Origin of the sequence: Streptococcus parasanguinis, from assembly GCF_047463195.1 — a bacterium.
Classification (GTDB): Bacteria; Bacillota; Bacilli; order Lactobacillales; family Streptococcaceae; genus Streptococcus; species Streptococcus parasanguinis_R.
In genome coordinates this window covers 72,394-90,429 of record NZ_JASHEI010000003.1, presented here as the reverse complement: position 1 = coordinate 90,429, position 18,036 = coordinate 72,394, and the positions used below count along the sequence as shown (strand labels likewise).

The window sequence follows — 18,036 nt, the reverse complement described above, 5'->3', positions numbered from 1 at the left end:
AGCAAGATTATTTTTCGTCGTACCAAGAATAGTGGAAGGTACCTTCTTTGTCTTTACGTTGGTATGTGTGAGCACCAAAGTAGTCACGTTGTGCTTGGATCAAGTTCGCTGGAAGATCCGCTGAACGGTAGCTATCGAAGTAAGTGATGGCTGCTGAGAAGGTTGGTACAGGTACACCTGCTTGAACAGCAAGAGCTACAATGTCACGAACTGATTGTTGGTACTTAGCAGTGACATCCAAGAAGTACTCATCCAATAGAAGGTTAGCAAGATCTGCATCGCGATTGTAAGCATCTGTGATCTTTTGCAAGAAACGAGAACGGATGATACATCCATCGCGCCAGATAGATGCGATGTCTGCAAATGGCAAGTTCCAGTTGTTTTCTTTAGAAGCAACACGCAATTGCGCAAAACCTTGTGCGTAAGAGATGATTTTTGAGAAGTAAAGGGCTTGACGAATCTTTTCGATCAACTCAGCCTTGTCTCCTTCAAATTTGAATGCAGCTGGTTTTGGAAGAACCTTGCTAGCATGTACACGTTCTTCTTTGTAGGCAGAGATGTAACGGGCAAATACTGACTCAGTGATGAGTGACAACGGCACACCAAGGTCAAGCGCTGATTGGCTAGTCCATTTACCAGTTCCTTTGTTTCCTGCAGCGTCCAAGATGTAGTCTACGATTGGTCCATCTTGACCTTCGTCGTCTTTGCGTTTCAAGATATCCGCAGTGATTTCGATCAAGTAGCTGTCCAATTCACCCTTGTTCCATTCAGTGAAGATTTCAGCCATGTCTTCTGCAGAAAGTCCAAGCAAGTGTTGCATGAGGTCATAGCTTTCTGCGATCAATTGCATATCCCCGTACTCGATCCCGTTGTGGACCATTTTCACGTAGTGACCAGCTCCATCAGGACCGATGTAAGTCACACATGGTTTTCCATCTTCAGGCGCTTTTGCAGAGATTTCTTCAAGAACGTCAGCTACCAAGTCATACGCTTCTTTTTGCCCACCAGGCATGATTGAAGGACCTTCAAGGGCACCTTTTTCCCCACCAGATACACCAGTACCAATAAAGTTGATTCCTGAGTTCGCCAATTCTTCATTACGACGGATGGTATCTTTATAGAAAGTATTTCCTCCGTCGATCAAGATGTCACCTTTATCCAAGTGTGGAAGAAGGGCTTGGATAGTTGCGTCTGTACCAGGTCCTGCTTGAACCATGAGCATGATACGACGTGGTTTTTCGATTGAGTTTACGAAGCTTTCGATATCATAGCTTGGCACAAAGTTTTTATCAGGGTGGCAAGCAATTACATCTTCTGTTTTTTCTTTACTACGGTTATAAATGGCAACTGTGTAGCCACGAGATTCGATATTAAGGGCAAGGTTACGACCCATTACGGCCATACCAACAACACCAAAGTTTGCTTTAGTCATGTGACACTCCTCTTTATAGTTTGCCTTTATTCTACCATTTTTCCTCCTCAAAAGAAAGCAGAAAATAGCTCCCCGCCTTCTCCAAGAGGGAGAAGATCATGCAAGTCATTTGATCTTAAAAACAAAAGTGCCCGAGAAACAGTTCTCAGACACTTCTTGATGAATGGCATTAATCTTCTTTAGAAGCTAACTCCTCTGCTTCAATGACCGGTTGTTCTCCTTCTTTGAGTTTATTGACCGTCATATTGACCCCAAGGGCTCCTGCTAGCAATTGACGAATATCAAATCCAGCTCCTTGAGAGACTTGGTCGATACTTTGCATAATATCGCCCACCATCTTAGAAGCATTGCCTTCCCCGTACATGGTGATCTTATCAACCTTGGTTAATGGTTCAGCGACAGCACGCGCAATTTCAGGCAACTTGTCAACGACCATTTCAGTAATGGCTGCTTCTTGCATTTTCTTCATGGCTTCGGCCTTTTGGTCCAAACCTTTGGCTTCGGCTTCCAGTTTCAAGCGAATGGCTTCAGCCTCGGCACGACCTTTAGCCTCAATAGCTTCGGCCTCTTGCAATTGGGCAAATTTCTCAGCTTCGGCTTGGGCTTTTCGAGCTTCGGCTTCTTTTTGTGTTTCGAAGAGTTCTGCTTCCGCCTTGCGTTGGCGTTCAATCAATTCTGCTTCTGCAGCTTGTTGACGCGCATATTTTTCAGCTTCAGCTTGTTTGCGGATGTTGGCATCCAATTCTTGCTCACGAACCTTAACTTCGCGCTCTTTGACTTCCGCTTCTTTTTCCTGTTTCATGATATTAGCTTCGGCTGCCACGCGCTCTTGTTCACGACGTTGCACCTCTGCCTCAATCCCTTTAGCGGCATCCGCTTTTGCTTGGGCAATATCTGCTTCTTGCTTGAGGGCTGCTTGTTTGAGTTTTAATTCGTTTTGTTTTTGCGCAATTTCAAGATCGGCTGCGACGCGTTTGTCGTTAGCCAATTTATCTTGTTCTGCTTCAACTTCCTTGCGTTCACGTTCTGCTTTGGCTTTGGCAATCAAGGCATCTTTCTTAATGGTTTCAACATTTTCAATCCCGAGGTTATCGATGACTCCCCCTTCATCAGAGAAGGATTGAACCGTAAAGGCGATGACTTCTAGACCCATTTTTGCCAAGTCTGGTGCTACGTTGTCCTGCACTTTTGAGGCAAACTCTTGACGGTCATTGACCATCTTACGGAGCTCCATCTGACCGATCACTTCCCGCAAGTTTCCTTCCAAGACATCTTGGACAGAATTGGAAATATCTGTCGTATTCCAGTTCAAGAAGTTTTCTGCAGCCCGGGCAATCATTTCATCGGTTGTACCGATTTTTAATTTAACAGCTGCATCGGCACGGACGTTAATGAAGTCCAGTGTTGGGACTGCTTCTGACGTCCGAACATCTGTCGAGAATTGCTCAATATCAAGATAAGAGCGTTGTTCGACAAAGGGAATCATAAAGCCTGCTTTCCCACGCAAGTGACGTTGCTTCCGAAGACCGGTAATGACCACGACTTCGTTGGGTTTAGCATTGACATACCCTTTGACCAACAAGATCAATACAAGAATGGCTACGATTACAACAGTAATCAACCAACCTGGAATAAATAAAGTATCCATACTTTTTCTCCTTTTTTAGAGGTCTCCCCTCTGTTATTTATTAATCCTAGTATATCAAAAGAAGGCCTTTCCTCAAAGAAAAGACCTGTATTTATGTCTAAATTTATCAAATGCAATCTCTAGCTTATTCTTCGTCAAACAAGCCATTTAGACCAGCGAAAGGACTGTTTTCTTCTTTCTTGATCGCTTGAGCGGCTTGGTATTCTTCTTCGGACAGGATTTTCCAATCATTGCCTTCGATAAAACCTTGTCCAGCCTCTTCTTCTGGAGTGAGAACCTTGAGAGGAATATTGAGCAGAATATTATCCGCTACACTCTCACTCAGGTCAATCTTCCCACCTTCGATTGGAAGGATCAAGTCTTCCTCTAGGGCCTCGATATCTGCGTCAGACTGTACATCCTCCGCAAACACCTCTGTTACAGGATAGCTCTCTTGAAGCTCAACAGGCTCCATGCTTCGGCTAGATGCCAAAACGATGGTGTAGGTCAACTGGTAATCCAAGACATAGAGGCCTGTATCATAGGCTACTCGTCCTGCCGCTGTCACATTCTTTAAATCAAGAATTTCTGGATTACGCTTTTGCAATTCCTTGAGCAAATCCAACTCTTGATCAAAAGCTAGTCCTTCAGGATTTTTACGGATTTCTTGTGTAAATAGGTTCATTCTTTTGTCCTCAAATCTTCTAGATACTACTAGTATATCATGAAGCTGCCCCTCAACCAAGAAGTCTCCTCAAAAATTTGTTATAATCATGAAAAAAGATACAGAAACTAGGCAATTGGTGTTGTACACAAGGTCCCACCATCTCTTGGACAAAAGAGAGTCACTTGCTAGGGCATTGTTAGATAGAGGAGAATTCATGAAAGATATCGGAGCAGTTTTTCGGCAAATACGTGAAAGTCGCCACATCTCTTTAGAGGAGGCTACGGGTGGCGAATTTTCACGCTCCATGCTATCTCGATTTGAAAGAGGGGAAAATGACCTGACCACGCAACGTTTTTTTCAGGCCCTTCAACAGATCAAAACCAGCCTCAGTGAGTTTTCCCATCTAGCTGGAATCGATCAGCACTCTTTTATTCCCAAATTGTTGAAAGAGCACTATGAAAACATGAGCTTGGAACACGACCAAGCCTTGTACCAAAGCTACCAGCTAGCCTATCAGAAACATCACAAAAAAGAAGACCTCTTAGCCAGCATTATTCTCAAAGTCCAAATGCTTGGCTTCTATCCTGAGGTGGAGCTCACCGCTAGCCAAGAGGAACTGGATTTCCTCCATGATTATCTCTTCTCTGTCACAATCTGGGGAAATTTTGAATTAAACCTGTTTTCTCTGACCTCTCCACTTTTCTCTAGTCAGCTCTATCGACAATACACAGAGGAGTTGGTCCAACGGGAGGATTTCAAGCTTCTCCTAGATTCCTCTCGTCCTGCCATCAATTCTATTTTCCTTAATGGCTTTTTTCTCGCCATTAGTTCAAATGAATTTGAAGATGCATCTTTTTTTGATCACCTAATTAACGACCACTTTTACTCTGAGAACGAAGCCTACCTTCGGACGGTTTATCTCTACGCCAAAGGAGAATTTCTCTATCGAAAGGGAGAAAAAGAAATCGGTCTTGAAAAGATGGAACAGGCCATCCAGGTTCTCTCTATTCTGGATTGTAAGGACAGTGCCAACTACTACAAACAGGGCCTGCAAGAACTGATCAATAAATCCTAAAAACTCACAGATCTACTCTGTGAGTTTTTGTTGAAAATATGCAACATTAATTTTTTCTTGCTTTTTAGGTTTACAATAGGATCATCAAGTAAAGAAAGAAGGTTCTTCCCATGATGACCAAACTAAAAAACCACTTCCTCCGCTTTCTTCTCTCACATACCAGCGTTTATCTGAAGGATCAGGAACTTCTTCTCTCTGATGATGAGAAACTAGACCTCTTCAAACAGATCGTTCGATCTATCAAACAAGTCCTAGCAACTGATCACGTGAAGGAGGAAGGCTTATGAAACTCTTAGCTCGTAATAATATTTTTGCCTTACTCAGCCTTTCTCGCTTTTTAAATACCCTTGGTGCTGCCATCTACAATCTGGTCTTTGTGGTCTTTGCTGCCAGCATGCCTCAGCCTAGTCTGGCAGTTGGCATTGCTAACCTCATTGTATTTATTCCTAGCCTCTTTACCATTTTTGTTGGTATGAAGGCTGACCGCACGAAGAAAAAAGCTAACTGGTTGATCCGCATTGGCTATCTTCAAGCCATCCTCTTCATCCTTATTGCTCTCATGACCAAGATTCCGGGTTACCTAGCCTTTTCGATTGTTTGCTTTTTAAACATTGTTTCAGATTGTTTGAGCGATTATCGCGGAGGCTTGCAACTCCCTATCATGAAAAAGAACATCCCCGACGAGGATTTGATGGAGGCCTATTCCTTCAACCAATTACTTAGTATGGTCTGCTCGATTTCTGGACAAGCTCTAGGAGTTTGGCTACTAGCCATCAGCCATCAACATTTTGCTCTGGTCGCTTCGATCAATGCAGTGACTTTTCTCCTGTCTTCCACTTGTCTCCTGATGAGAAAAAAGCAGCTGACACATGATCCCGTCATTGAGCCCAAAAGCAAGAATTCTTTGCTACACGAATGCCAAGAGATGTACCAGAACGCTAAAAGTATTTTTGCAGATGAGGAGGTCCACCACTTTGGTAAGTTGCTCTTCTCATTGGTTCTCATCAATGCCTTAGGTGGATCCATCTCTGGTATCTACAATTTGCAACTGCTTCACTCTCCCTTCTTTCAGTTGAGCTTTAGCCAATCCCTCTTGATCCTAGAGGCTGTGACTATTTTAAGTATGGTCTGGGCTAGTCTGACACCCCACGATTATTTTTCCAAGCAATCGCTCCACCATACCCTCCTGTGGATCGCAGGTGGACTGACCATGCTTGGGCTTACAAACATCCTGATGCACTGGGACATTCTTTCCCTTCTACTCATCACTTTCCTTGGTTATCTTGTAGCAAAAATCAACCCAAAAGTTTCCAGCCTTTTAATGAGCAAATTACCCGCTGAAAAATTAGCTTCTACCTCTAGCTTTTTGGGACTGATGGTCAGCTTTGCCATGCCACTTGGGACAGCTCTCTTTTCTAGTCTAGCTATCTGGAGCCTTCCCCTAGCTTGGGGGATCTTTGCCATCCTTGGTTTCACTACCCTCCTCTTAACAACCAAATAAAAAATCCACCGTTTGGTGGATTTTTTTACATTTTTCTTAGGCGAGCCACCCGCTCAGCAATGGGTGGGTGGGTATAAAAGAGTTTTTGCAAACCGGATTCTTTTTTTGGATCGTTGATAAAAAGAGCACTGCTCGCATCATCGACATGTCGTTGCATTGGTTCGCTATTGTCTAGCTTTAACAAAGCATTGATCATCCCTTGAGGATTCCGCGTCAATTCAACACTTGAAGCGTCTGCTAGGAACTCCCGTTGACGAGAAATGGCTAACTGGACCAAGGTCGCTGCTAATGGCGCTAAAACGATGGCAAGGAGGGAAAGGATCAACATAACAATCTCCAAACCACCGCTACCTTCTCGATCATCGTCCCGGCTACGGCCACCGCCCCACCACATCATCCGGCCACCAATGCTAGAAAGCATGGTGATGGCACTGGCAAGGGCAACCGCAATCGTAGAGATGCGAATATCGTAATTGCGAATGTGGCTGACTTCGTGTCCGATGACTCCCTCCAATTCCTCACGGTTCATCACAGCTAGAAGACCTGTCGTTGCTGCAACAGCAGCATTTTGAGGATTAGACCCTGTCGCAAATGCATTCATAGAAGGATCATCCACAATATAGACCCGAGGCATGGGGATCTGAGCTACCATAGCCATATCTTGTACAATATGGTAGAGCTGAGGGGCTTGCTCTTCCGTTACCTCACGCGCCCCATTCATCCGCATGACAACTTCGGTGGATTGAAAAATCATGCTAAAGGCATAGATACCCCCAATAATCAAAGATAGGATGACGCCCCCAAGGGAGGAGCCTAACCAGAGGTAACCAACGGCTGCTCCGATAAGAGCTAAGAGTATGAAAAAAGCAATAAGGAGAATCCAGGTTCTCCTTTTATTGCTTGCAATTTGGTCAAAAAGCATATTAGTCTCCTAATCCGCTAAAGTCCACCTTTGGTACAGCTTTTTCTTCTTCAGGCACTTGAAGGAATTCGGCTTGTCTGAAGCCAAACATTCCAGCAATTACGTTTGTTGGGAAAGTTTCCAATTTCACATTGTAATTGCTTGTGACACTGTTGTACAATTGACGGGCATAAGAAATTTTGTTTTCTGTATTGGTCAATTCTTCTTGCAATTGCATGAAGTTGGTGTTAGCCTTCAAGTCTGGGTAGTTTTCAGCAACCGCAAAAATGCCTGCCACTTGACGTGAAAGAGCATCACTGGCTGCCATCGCTTCTGCAGGTGAAGTAGCTTGAGCCACTTGTTGGCGAAGTTGAGTCACTTTTGCTAGTGTATCTCCTTCGTACTTGGCATAGCCTTTAACGGTTTCGATCAAGTTTGGAATCAAGTCATTCCGACGTTTCAATTGCACATCAATTTGACTCCATGCTTCACGAGTTTGCATGCGGCTTTTCACCAAACCGTTGTAAACTCCTACTACAATCAACACAAGGACCACAATGATCCCAAGAATAATCCAAATCATTTTATTGAATTCCTTTCATTTCTTTCTACCAGTATATCAAATTTCCCTTATTTTGTGGTAAAATAAAAGCATGAAACCAGAAGAATTTTATGTCCTTTTAGCCGATCTCGGCTTTCCATTAACTGATCGTCAAAAAGAGCAATACGAACGCTATTTCGAGCTCCTCGTGGAATGGAATGAAAAGATTAATCTCACTGCCATCACCGAAAAAGACGAAGTCTATCTCAAGCATTTTTATGATTCTATCGCACCCATTTTACAAGGTTTGATCGAAAATCAACCCATCCGTCTCTTGGATATCGGAGCTGGTGCTGGCTTTCCCAGCCTACCAATGAAGATCCTATTCCCTGAGCTGGATGTGACCATCATTGATTCCCTCAATAAGCGGATCAATTTTCTCCACTTGCTGGCTGAAGAGTTGGGCTTAAGTGGAGTTCATTTCTACCATGGACGTGCGGAGGACTTTGCACAAGACAAGGCCTTTCGTGCCCAATTTGATATCGTAACTGCCCGCGCGGTTGCCCGTATGCAAGTCCTCTCTGAACTGACCATCCCTTATCTGAAGGTAGGAGGACGACTTCTTGCTCTCAAGGCCAGCAATGCTCCAGAAGAGTTGGAAGAAGCCAAAAATGCCCTTAACCTGCTCTTTAGCAAGGTTGAAGACAATCTACAGTATGAATTGCCAAACGGGGATCCACGCTATATCACTCTTGTAGAAAAGAAAAAAGAAACCCCCAATAAATACCCAAGAAAAGCAGGCATGCCCAATAAGCGGCCATTGTAGTAAGATACAAAGGGCTAAGAGGATAAAAGTCAAATAAGAGGCTGGGACAAAAGTCCTAGCCTCTCAATTATTTTTGGATTGTCAAGCAAGACGCAGTGGTTGAGTGGGCTCTACTACGCTGATTTCATCAGCTTTTACAGCCCTACTCAACTGTGCGGAGGTGGGACGACGAAATCGAATTCTAACGAATTACCGATTTCTGAACTGCACCCCAAAAGTTAGACAGAAAAATCTAACTTTTGGGGTGTTTTTATTATGAAATTAACTTATAAAGATAAAGTTCAGATCTATGAACTTAGAAAACAAGGGCGAACCTTCAAAGAGATTTCAAATATATTTGGGATAACAATTCCCAATCTTCAGTACATGATTAAATTGATTGATCGTTATGGAATAAAAATCGTCAAAAAAGGAAAGAATTGTTACTATTCACCTGAACTAAAACAAGAGGTCATTGATAAAGTTCTACTTGAAGGTCGCTCTCAAATAAGGGTGTCTCTAGATTATGCTCTTCCAAGTGTTGGAATGTTGCCTAATTGGATAGCACAATATAAGAAAAACGGGTATACTATTGTTGAGAAAACAAGAGGGAGACCATCTAAAATGGGACGTAAACCAAAGAAGAAACCCGAAGAGATGACAGAATTAGAACGTCTTCAAGCAGAAAATGAGTACCTGAGAGCGGAGAATGCCATTCTAAAAAAGTTGAGAGAACTCCGATTGAAGGAGGAAAAAGAGCTAGAAGAAAAACAGAAATTGTCCGAGGATTGGTAACAGAGTTTGCCTTAGAGATTCTTCTAAAGATTATTAAGCTAGCACGTTCAACCTATTATTACCAGCTAAAGCAGTTAGATAAAAGCGATAAAAATCATGATATTAAAGATGAAATTCAAGCTATTTTTACTGAGCACAAAGGAAATTATGGTTATCGCAGAATGACTCTTGAATTGAGGAATCGTGGTTTTGTAGTGAATCATAAGAAGGTCCAACGTCTGATGAAGGTCCTTGGTTTAAGTGCTCGTATTCGTCGTAAACGGAAGTATTCTTCATACCAAGGAGAGATTGGTAAGAAAGCAGATAATCTTATTCAACGCCAATTTGAAGCAACCAAGCCAATGGAAAAGTGCTACACAGATGTGACAGAGTTTGCCATTCCGGCAAGCAGTCAAAAGCTCTATTTATCACCAGTTTTAGATGGTTTTAACAGCGAAATTATCGCCTATAATCTTTCTACGTCACCGAACTTGATACAAGTGAAAGATATGTTAGACCAGGCTTTCGGTGAGGAACATTACGAGAATACCATTCTTCATAGTGATCAAGGATGGCAATATCAACACGATTTTTATCACAGATTTTTAGAGGGTAAGGGAATTCAACCATCTATGTCACGTAAAGGTAACAGCCCAGACAACGGCATGATGGAATCCTTCTTTGGTATTTTGAAATCCGAAATGTTTTATGGTTACGAGAAGACATTTCACTCACTTGAGCAATTGGAACAAGCTATTGTAGACTATATTGATTATTACAACAGCAAACGAATTAAGGTAAAACTAAAAGGACTCAGTCCTGTGCAATACAGAACTAAATCCTTTGGATAAATTAATTGTCTAACTTTTTGGGGTCAGTACATTCTGTCCCACTCTCTTTTTTATTTTTGTTTCAATTCTGTTCGCAGGGCTTCTTGCTGCTCTTTTGTCAGATGAACGCCCTTACTTGCAACAATCTGGCTAGAGACTTTGTTGGCAAAGCTTAAGGCTTGCGCGATGTCTAAGCCTTCTAGACGAGCGGATATAAAGGCTCCTACATGGCTATCTCCAGCGCCTACTGTATCGACGACTTCTGTTGGAAAACCATCTGCCTCATACCAGTTGCCATCATAGGCAACCGCTCCATTTTCACCCAAGGTGACAATGACCAATTGCCCCGTTCTCTGATACAAGTGTTCGATGGCTGGCTGGATCTCTCTACACCCTGAAAATGCCAGTGCTTCAGCCTCATTAACATGGAGAATTGGATGCAGATCATAAATTGCTTCCAGTCGATCCTTGGGAATCAAGAGTCCGCGTGGCCCTGGTGCGAAAATCACCTGGCCCTCTAGTTGCGAAACAGACTGGACCAATGCAAGACCGGTTGGCTCCTCAACTTCAAGGCCACACAAGTAGATGTAATCAAACCGATCTGTCTCGATCTCTTTTAGCCACCCTGCTTGGAAGCTATACTCCACTCCGTGGTCCGATAAGAAAGTCCTCTCACCATCAGACTCTACAAAGCAGTAACAGCAACCATTGGCCCCTTCTAATGAGAAGCTAGAGGAAATCCCTAATTGTTTCAGCTCTCTCCGAATAAAATCACCATACATCCCAGAACCGACTGGCGAGACAAACTGGTAGGGTTGCGACAAAAAATGAAGGATATTGACAACATTAAAGGCACAACCTCCCACAGACCATTGCTGGTGATCAATATGGGCATCTCCTTCACGACTTGGCAAACGATCCAAGTAAATCATCACATCACAAACTGTAGAACCAATAATTAACGCAGCTGTCATCTTTTTCTCCTTACTTTGCCTTCTATTATACCAGAGGAAAGATAAAAAACAACCAACCCCTTGTGGAGTGGTTGCTTCTCTTCTTAATCACGATAAACGGGTTGAGGACCAAATGTTTGGGAAACCGGCATGATTTCAATCCGATTGACATTGACATGCTTGGGCTGTTGGATCAACCAAGCTACAGTGTTGGCAATGTCTTCCGGCTGAATGGCATGGGCATCTCGATAGAGGGCTTCTACCCGTTTTTCGTCTCCTTTAAAGCGAACAGAAGAGAACTCTGTCCCTTCGCAAAGACCGGGTTCAATATTGCTGACACGAATCTTCTTGCCAGCTAGATCAGCCCGAAGATTGAGGGAGAATTGCTTGACAAAAGCCTTGGATGCCCCGTAAACATTGGCCCCTGGATAAGGCACAGTTCCTGCTGTAGAGCCCAAATTGATAATATAGCCATCATTTCGTTCCACCATCTGGGGCAAGATTTTCCTTGTCAGATAGGTCAAACCAACAATATTGGTCTGAATCATGGTCAGCCAGTCTGCGACCTCTGCTTCATAAGCTGGGGCGAGGCCTAGAGCCAAGCCAGCATTATTGACCAAAACATCCACTTTCTCCCAATCTTTTGGCAAACTGGCAAGTGCATGATCTACCTGAGAAAGATCCGTCACATCCATTTGCAGGGGATAAAAGGCTTCTCCCAGCTCTTCTTGAAGGGCCTGTAATTTATCGATGCGTCTAGCTGATCCGATCACACGGTATCCATCTGCTACTAAGCGACGGCAAATCGCTTGACCAAAACCAGCTGAAGCTCCTGTTACTAAAATCGTTTCTGACATGTCATTACCTCCATGGATTGTAAAAACGTCCTTGATTGACAAAGATCAGGACAATACTCAAAACCAGAACAGCCAAGGCTGATAGAATCATCCCATAATCTTTCATTTCCATGGCTTGATGAGAATACCAGGTCCGCTTTTTATTTTTACCAAAGCGACGTAATTCCATGGCTGTAGAAATACTATCAATCCGCTCAAGTGAGCTAAAGATTAAGGGAGAGATGATTTGTAAATTGCCTTTGATCCGCTGGATCAGCTTGGCCTTTTTGGACAACTCCACCCCTCTGGCTTCCTGAGACAATTTAATCGTTTGATATTCTTCTTGTACGTCAGGAATGTAACGCAGAGTCAAGCTGACAGAATAGGCAATCTTGTAGGATACGCCAATTTGGTTGAGGCTTGAAGCAAACTGACTAGGATGGGTCGTCATCAAAAAAATCAAGGCTAGAGGTATGGTACAGACATACTTAAGAGCTAGATTAAAAAGATAAAAGAGTTCCTGCGAGGTGATACTATAGGAGCCCCACCCCTTCATCAGTACCGTCTTTGCCCCGTAGATCTCTACACCATACTGAGGGGCAAAGAGATAGACCATGACAACATTTAACAGTGCAAAAACAAGAGCAAATGCAAGTACAAATGAAATATCCCGAAATCGAATACGAGCTGTAGAGAATAACAGTAAGGCGCCCACACCAATTCCTAGAAGGAGCCGGGTATCATAACTCAACATGGCCGCAAGAGATACAAAAAGAAGAAAGAGTAACTTACTCGCACCTGAAAGGCGATGAAGAAAACTCGTCCCCTCATGGTAGCCGACTAATCGATGATTCATGACCTGCTCCTTTCTGTTGCATATAAAACTGCGTTAGCGCCAAGGGATCCATTCCTAATCGATTGGCTAAGGCAAAAATCGAAGTCTCTTTGAGATTAGCCTCTTGTAAAATATCCGGATGAGTGAACAGCTCTGCAGGTGGGAGATCTGCTAGAATTTGTCCGTCTGATACTACAAGGGCACGATCAGAATAATCCAACATCAGCTGCATATCATGGGTAATCATGACAATGGTATGGCCTTTTTCTTGCAAGCAATCTAGAAATTCCATGATGTCAGTGTAATTGCGTTGGTCCTGACCTGCTGTCGGCTCGTCCAAGACCAAAATTTCTGGTCCTAAAACTAGTATAGAGGCAATGGTCACTCGTTTCTTTTGCCCATATGAGAGGGCAGAAATCGGCCATTTACGAAACTCATAGAGGCCACAAGTTTTCAGTGCTTGATAGACACGATCTTTGATGTCTTCTTCAGCGACACCCCGCAAGCGCAAACCTAGAGCAACTTCGTCAAAAATCATATTGGTCGAAATCATTTGATTGGGGTTTTGCAGGACATAGCCGACTCGCTCAGCCCGTTCCTTGACACTCTCCTGCTTGATATCTTCACCTCTAGAGGTGTATTGCCCTTCTGTGGTAATGAATCCACAGATGGCTTTCGCAAGAGTTGATTTCCCTGCTCCATTCTTCCCGACAATCGCTAACCGCTGCCCCTTAGGTATACTGAGGGAAATATTTTTTAAGATCGGGTGATCCTTTTGATAAGCAAAGGAAATCTGCTCCAACTTCAATAGTTCTTCCGTCTCACCAGTTTTAGTAAAGATCGCTTCTGGAATGGAACGATTCACACCAGTAAGTTCGATATCTTCTAGACGATCTAGATGTTCCAATTGATTGATATCCTGACCAAGCTGGCGAAGAGTTGTTAAGTAGAGGGGTTCTCGAATCCCATTTTCAGCTAGCAGTGTCGTCCTCAACAACTCATCTGGTTGACCATTATAGAGAACTTGTCCTTGATTGATCAAGATAACCCGATCGACAGGACGGTAGAGTACATCCTCTAAACGGTGTTCGATAATAATGGTGGTCGTCCCCTGTTCTTCATGAATCTGATCGATCAGATCAATAATATCCTGACCCGACTTGGGATCTAGATTAGCCAGTGGTTCATCAAAAAGGAGGATCGGACTTTCGTCAATCAGAACACCTGCTAAGCTCACTCGCTGTTTTTGCCCACCGGACAAATCTTGTGGCCGATGATCCAAGAGCTTCATCAAATCCAAGCGTTCTGCCCAACTCTGCACACGCTCTTTCATCGTTCCCAGATCCACCATGTCATTTTCAAGAGCAAAAGCCAAGTCTTCTGCGACACTCAAACCGATAAACTGGCCATCTGTATCTTGCAAAACCGTACTGACCAAGTGAGATTTCTCATAAATACTGAGATCAAAGGCTTCTTTCCCCTGAATGAGGAATTGCCCACTACTGGTTCCCTTATAGATATTGGGGATAATCCCATTTAGACACTGGCCAATCGTTGATTTTCCAGAACCAGATGGCCCAACAATCAGAACCTTTTCCCCCTTATAAATGGTTAAGTTGAGATTTTTCAAGGTTGGTTCAGACTGTGCCTTGTATTGGAAGGAAAAATCCTTCAGTTCAATCATTTCTTCTTTCATTTAGTTTGCCTTTTCCCAAAAGAGCGCAAATTGGATGGCTAACTCCGCGATTCGATCCTTGCTATCTAAATCCTCATGACTAGATAAGGTTCGGATATCCCATTTTTCTTCCGAGAGGTGGTCAGCTGCATAGAAGAAATGGCAGAGCTCAAAGCCCCTATAAGCTGCTAAGGCTGCCACTGCCGAACATTCCATATCCACACAGATGGCTCCCGCTTCCTTTTGTCGCTTCATCTTGTCGATGGTTTCCCGGTAGGGTGCATCTGTCGTCCACACTTTTCCTGACTGATAGGAAACCTTGTGGCTGTCAAGAAAGGCTTGGAAGAGAGGAAGGGTTTTCTTGTTTACTTCCACTTCATCACTAGCCGGAAGATAGTGGTAACTGGTCCCCTCGTCGCGAAGAGCAGCCGTTGGAATGATGATGGAAGTCGCTTCGATATCACGGTCTAAAACCCCACAGGTTCCAAAGAGCACCAGTTTTTCCATCCCAAATTGAATCAGGTCCTCTATAATCCCCACACAGGAAGCAGCCCCAACGGGTGCATTAAAGGCACCAATCTGTTGGTCTCCAATAGTGATCCCATAGACAACGACTTCAAAATTGGCCATGGAGGTTCTTGCAATGACCTCATGGTCATAATTTTCAAGGAGGCGAGCAAAAGTTACTCTTGAAAAGCAAGAGATGACTACTTTGGGAAATCCTTCAATTGGTTCGTGTAAGTCTTGTGGATTGATAATCGCCTGTCGATTGGCATCAAATTCTTCTAACAGCATTTCGTGCACCTCTTTCATTCTACTTCTAGGCCCCTATTATACCACAATTAGCCTAGTCATTGGTTTTTGATCAAAGGAAGGGCATAAAAAAGAACTGCTCCCAGACGTTAGATTTTTCGGATCAAACGTCGGAGGGACAGTTCACTATGATATTTTTTACTTGTTCTCCAATTGCGCTAATTCTAGCAAGCGTTCTTTGGATAATTTTTTAATTTCAATTTGACTAGCATCTAGCAGCTGATATTCATCTGGCTCTAGCGCTTCTATAAGTTTCTTCAGAGTAAGAGAACCAATTGGATGGTAGTTTTCTGGCTTATCCGGATCTCCATCGATCGCAACCAAAAGAACTTGCCAATCAATGATACCCGCTAAGCCCACAATTTCTACATATTCTGCAGGAACATGTGGCACGCTTGGCAAGACCGTATCCGTATCTTCTGTCAAGCTATAGCTAGCTAAAAATGCTCCTGTCTCCCCCTGTTGATAAAAACGGACTTGACTGAAATAAGCTGCACTATATTGAATCTTCTTGATAAAGGCAGAGTAGGCTTCTAGTGGATGGACATGGTTCAAGACTTCCTGCACTGTATCCCGATCCAAATAGACTGGATGAGCGAAGCCTTGTACTTCAAACTCTTTTAGATCTTTTTCTTTCGTCACATTACCCAGCGTTTCTAGGATGACGACTTCATAATCAAAATGGAAAACAGAATCTGGAGTATAGCTTACGCCGTCACTGGCCACAATCTCCGTTCCTAATACTTCTCCTAGGCGACTGATCCATCGAAGGGCCAACTGCCAATCTTCTTCTATCGCAAAAGAGGGCACCTGAATCTGATAAGACTCTTCCTCATCAAAATAGCGTAACTGCAGAGGAAGACCGCTCTTACCAAATACGATACAGTTCAAGCCTTCAAAATCATTTAAGGGACGATGAAGGGTGGCAGGATCATAGTTGTAGGTTGTTAACCCTTCTACTAATTTAAGAACTTCCTGTGCTGCGAGTACTTTCTGATAGCCAAATAAGCTCTTTTTATTTTTGATTGAAAACACGATACTCATTTGTTTTCTCCTTTGTGAAATCGCTTACCTAAAGTATAGCACAATTTTCAATCAATTTCCATATAAAAACAGCCTGAGCTTTCAGACTGTTTGTTTCCATTATGCAGGTGCTCCATCAAGCGTCTCACCGATAACCTCTAAACGCTCACGAACTTCTGCTTGTGACAAGTTGTGTTCTTCTACATAGCGATTGCGAGGGTGAACTCGGCACTCATGTGAGCAGCCACGGAGGTACTTGTCTTCGTTTTCTTCTGAGGTCAAGATGCGACGGTTACAGAAAGGATTTCCACAGTTGACATAGCGTTCGCATGGTGTTCCATCAAACCAGTCTTTTCCGACAACGCTTGGATCGACATGGTTGACATCGACTGCAATCCGCTCGTCAAAGACGTACATTTTCCCATCCCACAGTTCGCCTTGAACTTCTGGGTCTTTCCCATAAGTGGCGATTCCACCATGCAATTGACCAACATCTTTGTAGCCTTCACGCACCATCCAACCCGAGAATTTCTCACAACGGACTCCACCAGTACAGTAGACGACAACACGCTTGTCCATGAATTTTTCCTTGTTATCACGGACCCATTGTGGCAATTCACGGAAATTGCGGATGTCAGGACGAATAGCGCCACGGAAGTGTCCAAGGTCGTACTCGTAGTCGTTTCGAGTATCAAGAACAACGGTATCCTCGTCGAGAAGAGCTTCTTTAAACTCTTTTGGAGACAAGTAAGCACCTGTCGTTTCAAGAGGATTGATGTCATTATCGAAATTATCATCCTCTAAACCAAGGTGGACAATCTCTTTCTTATAACGTACAAACATCTTCTTGAAAGCTTGCTCTTCTTCCTCGTCAATTTTGAACCAGAGGTCTTCCATACCTGGAAGGCTGTGAACGTAGTCCATGTATTTTTGTGTTGTTTCGTAGTCACCAGAAACAGTTCCATTGATTCCTTCGTCAGCGACTAGGATACGTCCTTTGAGGCCGATTGATTTACAGAAGGCCAAGTGGTCGGCTGCAAATTGTTCTGCATTTTCAATGGGGGTATAGAGGTAGTAGAGTAAAACACGAATAGGTTTTGCCATAAGATTCTCTTTTCTAAGATTAAATTATCAGAATTTTTCATTCAACTATACCAGTATACTCCCCCAAGAAAGCGAATGCAATTTATTTGACCGAAAAATAAAAGCCTGGGGTTCCAGACTTTTTTACGACAAAAATAAGGTTTCAACTAATTACTCTTCTTTTTCCAACTGATCCAGATAGGCTTCATAGCGTTTTTTCTCAACTTTTGCTAGGAGCATCACAAGGGTATTCACTCCCCATACAATTGGAAGATTCAGTAAAAAGGTAATAGGAAGTACTAGTAAGAATTTTGAATGAAAAGGATTTGACTGATAAACAGCTTGGTTTAATTGAAAATTTTGAGCCCAGATAAACAAGGAAAGAACAAGGGTTACTGCTACAATTCCCATCACATTTAGATAGCTATAATTGATAAATCTCACACCCAATCGTTGACAACGCACCGAATAATAAAATCCTGAGACGATGAGTAAGGCTACCACCATGATTGGACTCAGCCCCACCTTAGATGTAAAAATGGATCCCACACTAAAAACAGTTAAGGCAAGGAAAAGAAAACCAGCTGTCTCAGCCCCAGCCTTATTAGCTAGGCCTTCTTCTCGTTCATCTATGATTTGTTTGTTCAGCAATTGTAATCTCATCT

The 18,036-nt window shown here is 43.2% G+C and carries 18 protein-coding genes; 5 read left to right on the top strand and 13 right to left on the bottom strand.

From position 1 onward, the window contains the following. Positions 1-7: 7 nt before the first annotated feature. The 3 genes from gndA to QM870_RS03455 all read right to left on the bottom strand — a co-directional run bounded on the left by gndA (position 8) and on the right by QM870_RS03455 (position 3,744). Positions 8-1,432, bottom strand: coding sequence for an NADP-dependent phosphogluconate dehydrogenase (gene gndA / locus QM870_RS03465; protein ID WP_003004949.1), 1,425 nt, complete (start codon positions 1,430-1,432; stop codon positions 8-10). A 169-nt stretch (positions 1,433-1,601) separates the two neighbouring features. Then, positions 1,602-3,080 carry a flotillin family protein gene (locus tag QM870_RS03460; protein ID WP_003008427.1) on the bottom strand — a complete coding sequence of 493 codons (1,479 nt, stop codon included), beginning with the start codon at positions 3,078-3,080 and terminating at the stop codon, positions 1,602-1,604. A 124-nt stretch (positions 3,081-3,204) separates the two neighbouring features. Beyond that, the gene (locus tag QM870_RS03455; RefSeq protein ID WP_023918923.1) at positions 3,205-3,744 is read right to left on the bottom strand and encodes a YceD family protein; all 540 of its coding nucleotides are present in this window, start codon (positions 3,742-3,744) and stop codon (positions 3,205-3,207) included. A 196-nt stretch (positions 3,745-3,940) separates the two neighbouring features. Here QM870_RS03455 and QM870_RS03450 point away from each other — a divergent pair, with 196 nt between their 5' ends. The 3 genes from QM870_RS03450 (at position 3,941) to QM870_RS03440 (ending at position 6,302) form a co-directional block, all read left to right on the top strand. Next, positions 3,941-4,801: a helix-turn-helix domain-containing protein gene (locus tag QM870_RS03450; protein WP_155124689.1), complete on the top strand. Its 861-nt coding sequence runs from the start codon at positions 3,941-3,943 to the stop codon at positions 4,799-4,801. Between the two features lie 110 nt (positions 4,802-4,911). After that, a complete protein-coding gene (locus QM870_RS03445) occupies positions 4,912-5,088 on the top strand; it encodes a hypothetical protein (protein WP_162837396.1) in 177 nt (58 codons plus the stop codon). Further along, positions 5,085-6,302 (top strand): MFS transporter, encoded by a 1,218-nt coding sequence (locus QM870_RS03440; RefSeq protein WP_414368634.1) that lies wholly within the window; start codon positions 5,085-5,087, stop codon positions 6,300-6,302. Before QM870_RS03445 ends, QM870_RS03440 begins: the two co-directional genes overlap by 4 nt. 25 nt (positions 6,303-6,327) lie before the next feature. On the opposite strand, the gene htpX is transcribed toward QM870_RS03440, so the two are convergent. Together htpX and QM870_RS03430 are read right to left on the bottom strand one after the other, a co-directional pair. Further along, positions 6,328-7,224 (bottom strand): zinc metalloprotease HtpX, encoded by an 897-nt coding sequence (htpX, locus tag QM870_RS03435; protein ID WP_070595364.1) that lies wholly within the window; start codon positions 7,222-7,224, stop codon positions 6,328-6,330. Position 7,225: 1 nt separating this feature from the next. Next, a complete protein-coding gene (locus QM870_RS03430; RefSeq protein ID WP_049472048.1) occupies positions 7,226-7,786 on the bottom strand; it encodes a LemA family protein in 561 nt (186 codons plus the stop codon). Between the two features lie 70 nt (positions 7,787-7,856). Between QM870_RS03430 and rsmG the strand changes: the two genes are divergently transcribed. After that, positions 7,857-8,570 (top strand): 16S rRNA (guanine(527)-N(7))-methyltransferase RsmG, encoded by a 714-nt coding sequence (gene rsmG, locus QM870_RS03425; protein WP_414296987.1) that lies wholly within the window; start codon positions 7,857-7,859, stop codon positions 8,568-8,570. A 255-nt stretch (positions 8,571-8,825) separates the two neighbouring features. After that, positions 8,826-10,174, top strand: a protein-coding gene (locus QM870_RS03420; protein WP_155720535.1) for an IS3 family transposase whose coding sequence is annotated in 2 segments (ribosomal slippage) — positions 8,826-9,258 and positions 9,258-10,174 — 1,350 coding nt in all. Because the reading frame shifts where the segments join, the coding sequence is not laid out codon by codon here. A gap of 50 nt (positions 10,175-10,224) precedes the next feature. Here QM870_RS03420 and QM870_RS03415 read toward each other — a convergent pair. The 8 genes from QM870_RS03415 to QM870_RS03380 form a co-directional block, all read right to left on the bottom strand. After that, positions 10,225-11,127, bottom strand: coding sequence for a carbohydrate kinase family protein (locus QM870_RS03415; protein WP_347113084.1), 903 nt, complete (start codon positions 11,125-11,127; stop codon positions 10,225-10,227). An 83-nt stretch (positions 11,128-11,210) separates the two neighbouring features. Further along, complete coding sequence (locus QM870_RS03410) at positions 11,211-11,963, bottom strand: SDR family oxidoreductase (RefSeq protein ID WP_070505212.1); 753 nt, start codon at positions 11,961-11,963, stop codon at positions 11,211-11,213. Between the two features lie 4 nt (positions 11,964-11,967). Continuing rightward, complete coding sequence (locus QM870_RS03405; RefSeq protein WP_070595372.1) at positions 11,968-12,798, bottom strand: energy-coupling factor transporter transmembrane component T family protein; 831 nt, start codon at positions 12,796-12,798, stop codon at positions 11,968-11,970. Beyond that, positions 12,770-14,473 carry an ABC transporter ATP-binding protein gene (locus QM870_RS03400; RefSeq protein ID WP_414368628.1) on the bottom strand — a complete coding sequence of 568 codons (1,704 nt, stop codon included), beginning with the start codon at positions 14,471-14,473 and terminating at the stop codon, positions 12,770-12,772. The genes QM870_RS03405 and QM870_RS03400 overlap by 29 nt, the downstream gene beginning before the upstream one ends. After that, positions 14,474-15,247 carry a nucleoside phosphorylase gene (locus QM870_RS03395; protein ID WP_414368774.1) on the bottom strand — a complete coding sequence of 258 codons (774 nt, stop codon included), beginning with the start codon at positions 15,245-15,247 and terminating at the stop codon, positions 14,474-14,476. 156 nt (positions 15,248-15,403) lie between these two features. Then, on the bottom strand, positions 15,404-16,309 hold the full coding sequence (locus QM870_RS03390; protein ID WP_031572988.1) for a DUF4299 family protein: 906 nt from the start codon (positions 16,307-16,309) through the stop codon (positions 15,404-15,406). A gap of 99 nt (positions 16,310-16,408) precedes the next feature. Next, entirely contained in the window at positions 16,409-17,392 is a 984-nt protein-coding gene (gene trhO, locus QM870_RS03385) for an oxygen-dependent tRNA uridine(34) hydroxylase TrhO (protein ID WP_031572985.1), read from the bottom strand. 150 nt (positions 17,393-17,542) lie between these two features. Next, on the bottom strand, positions 17,543-18,034 hold the full coding sequence (locus tag QM870_RS03380) for a DUF6773 family protein (RefSeq protein WP_031572982.1): 492 nt from the start codon (positions 18,032-18,034) through the stop codon (positions 17,543-17,545). Positions 18,035-18,036 lie beyond the last annotated feature (2 nt).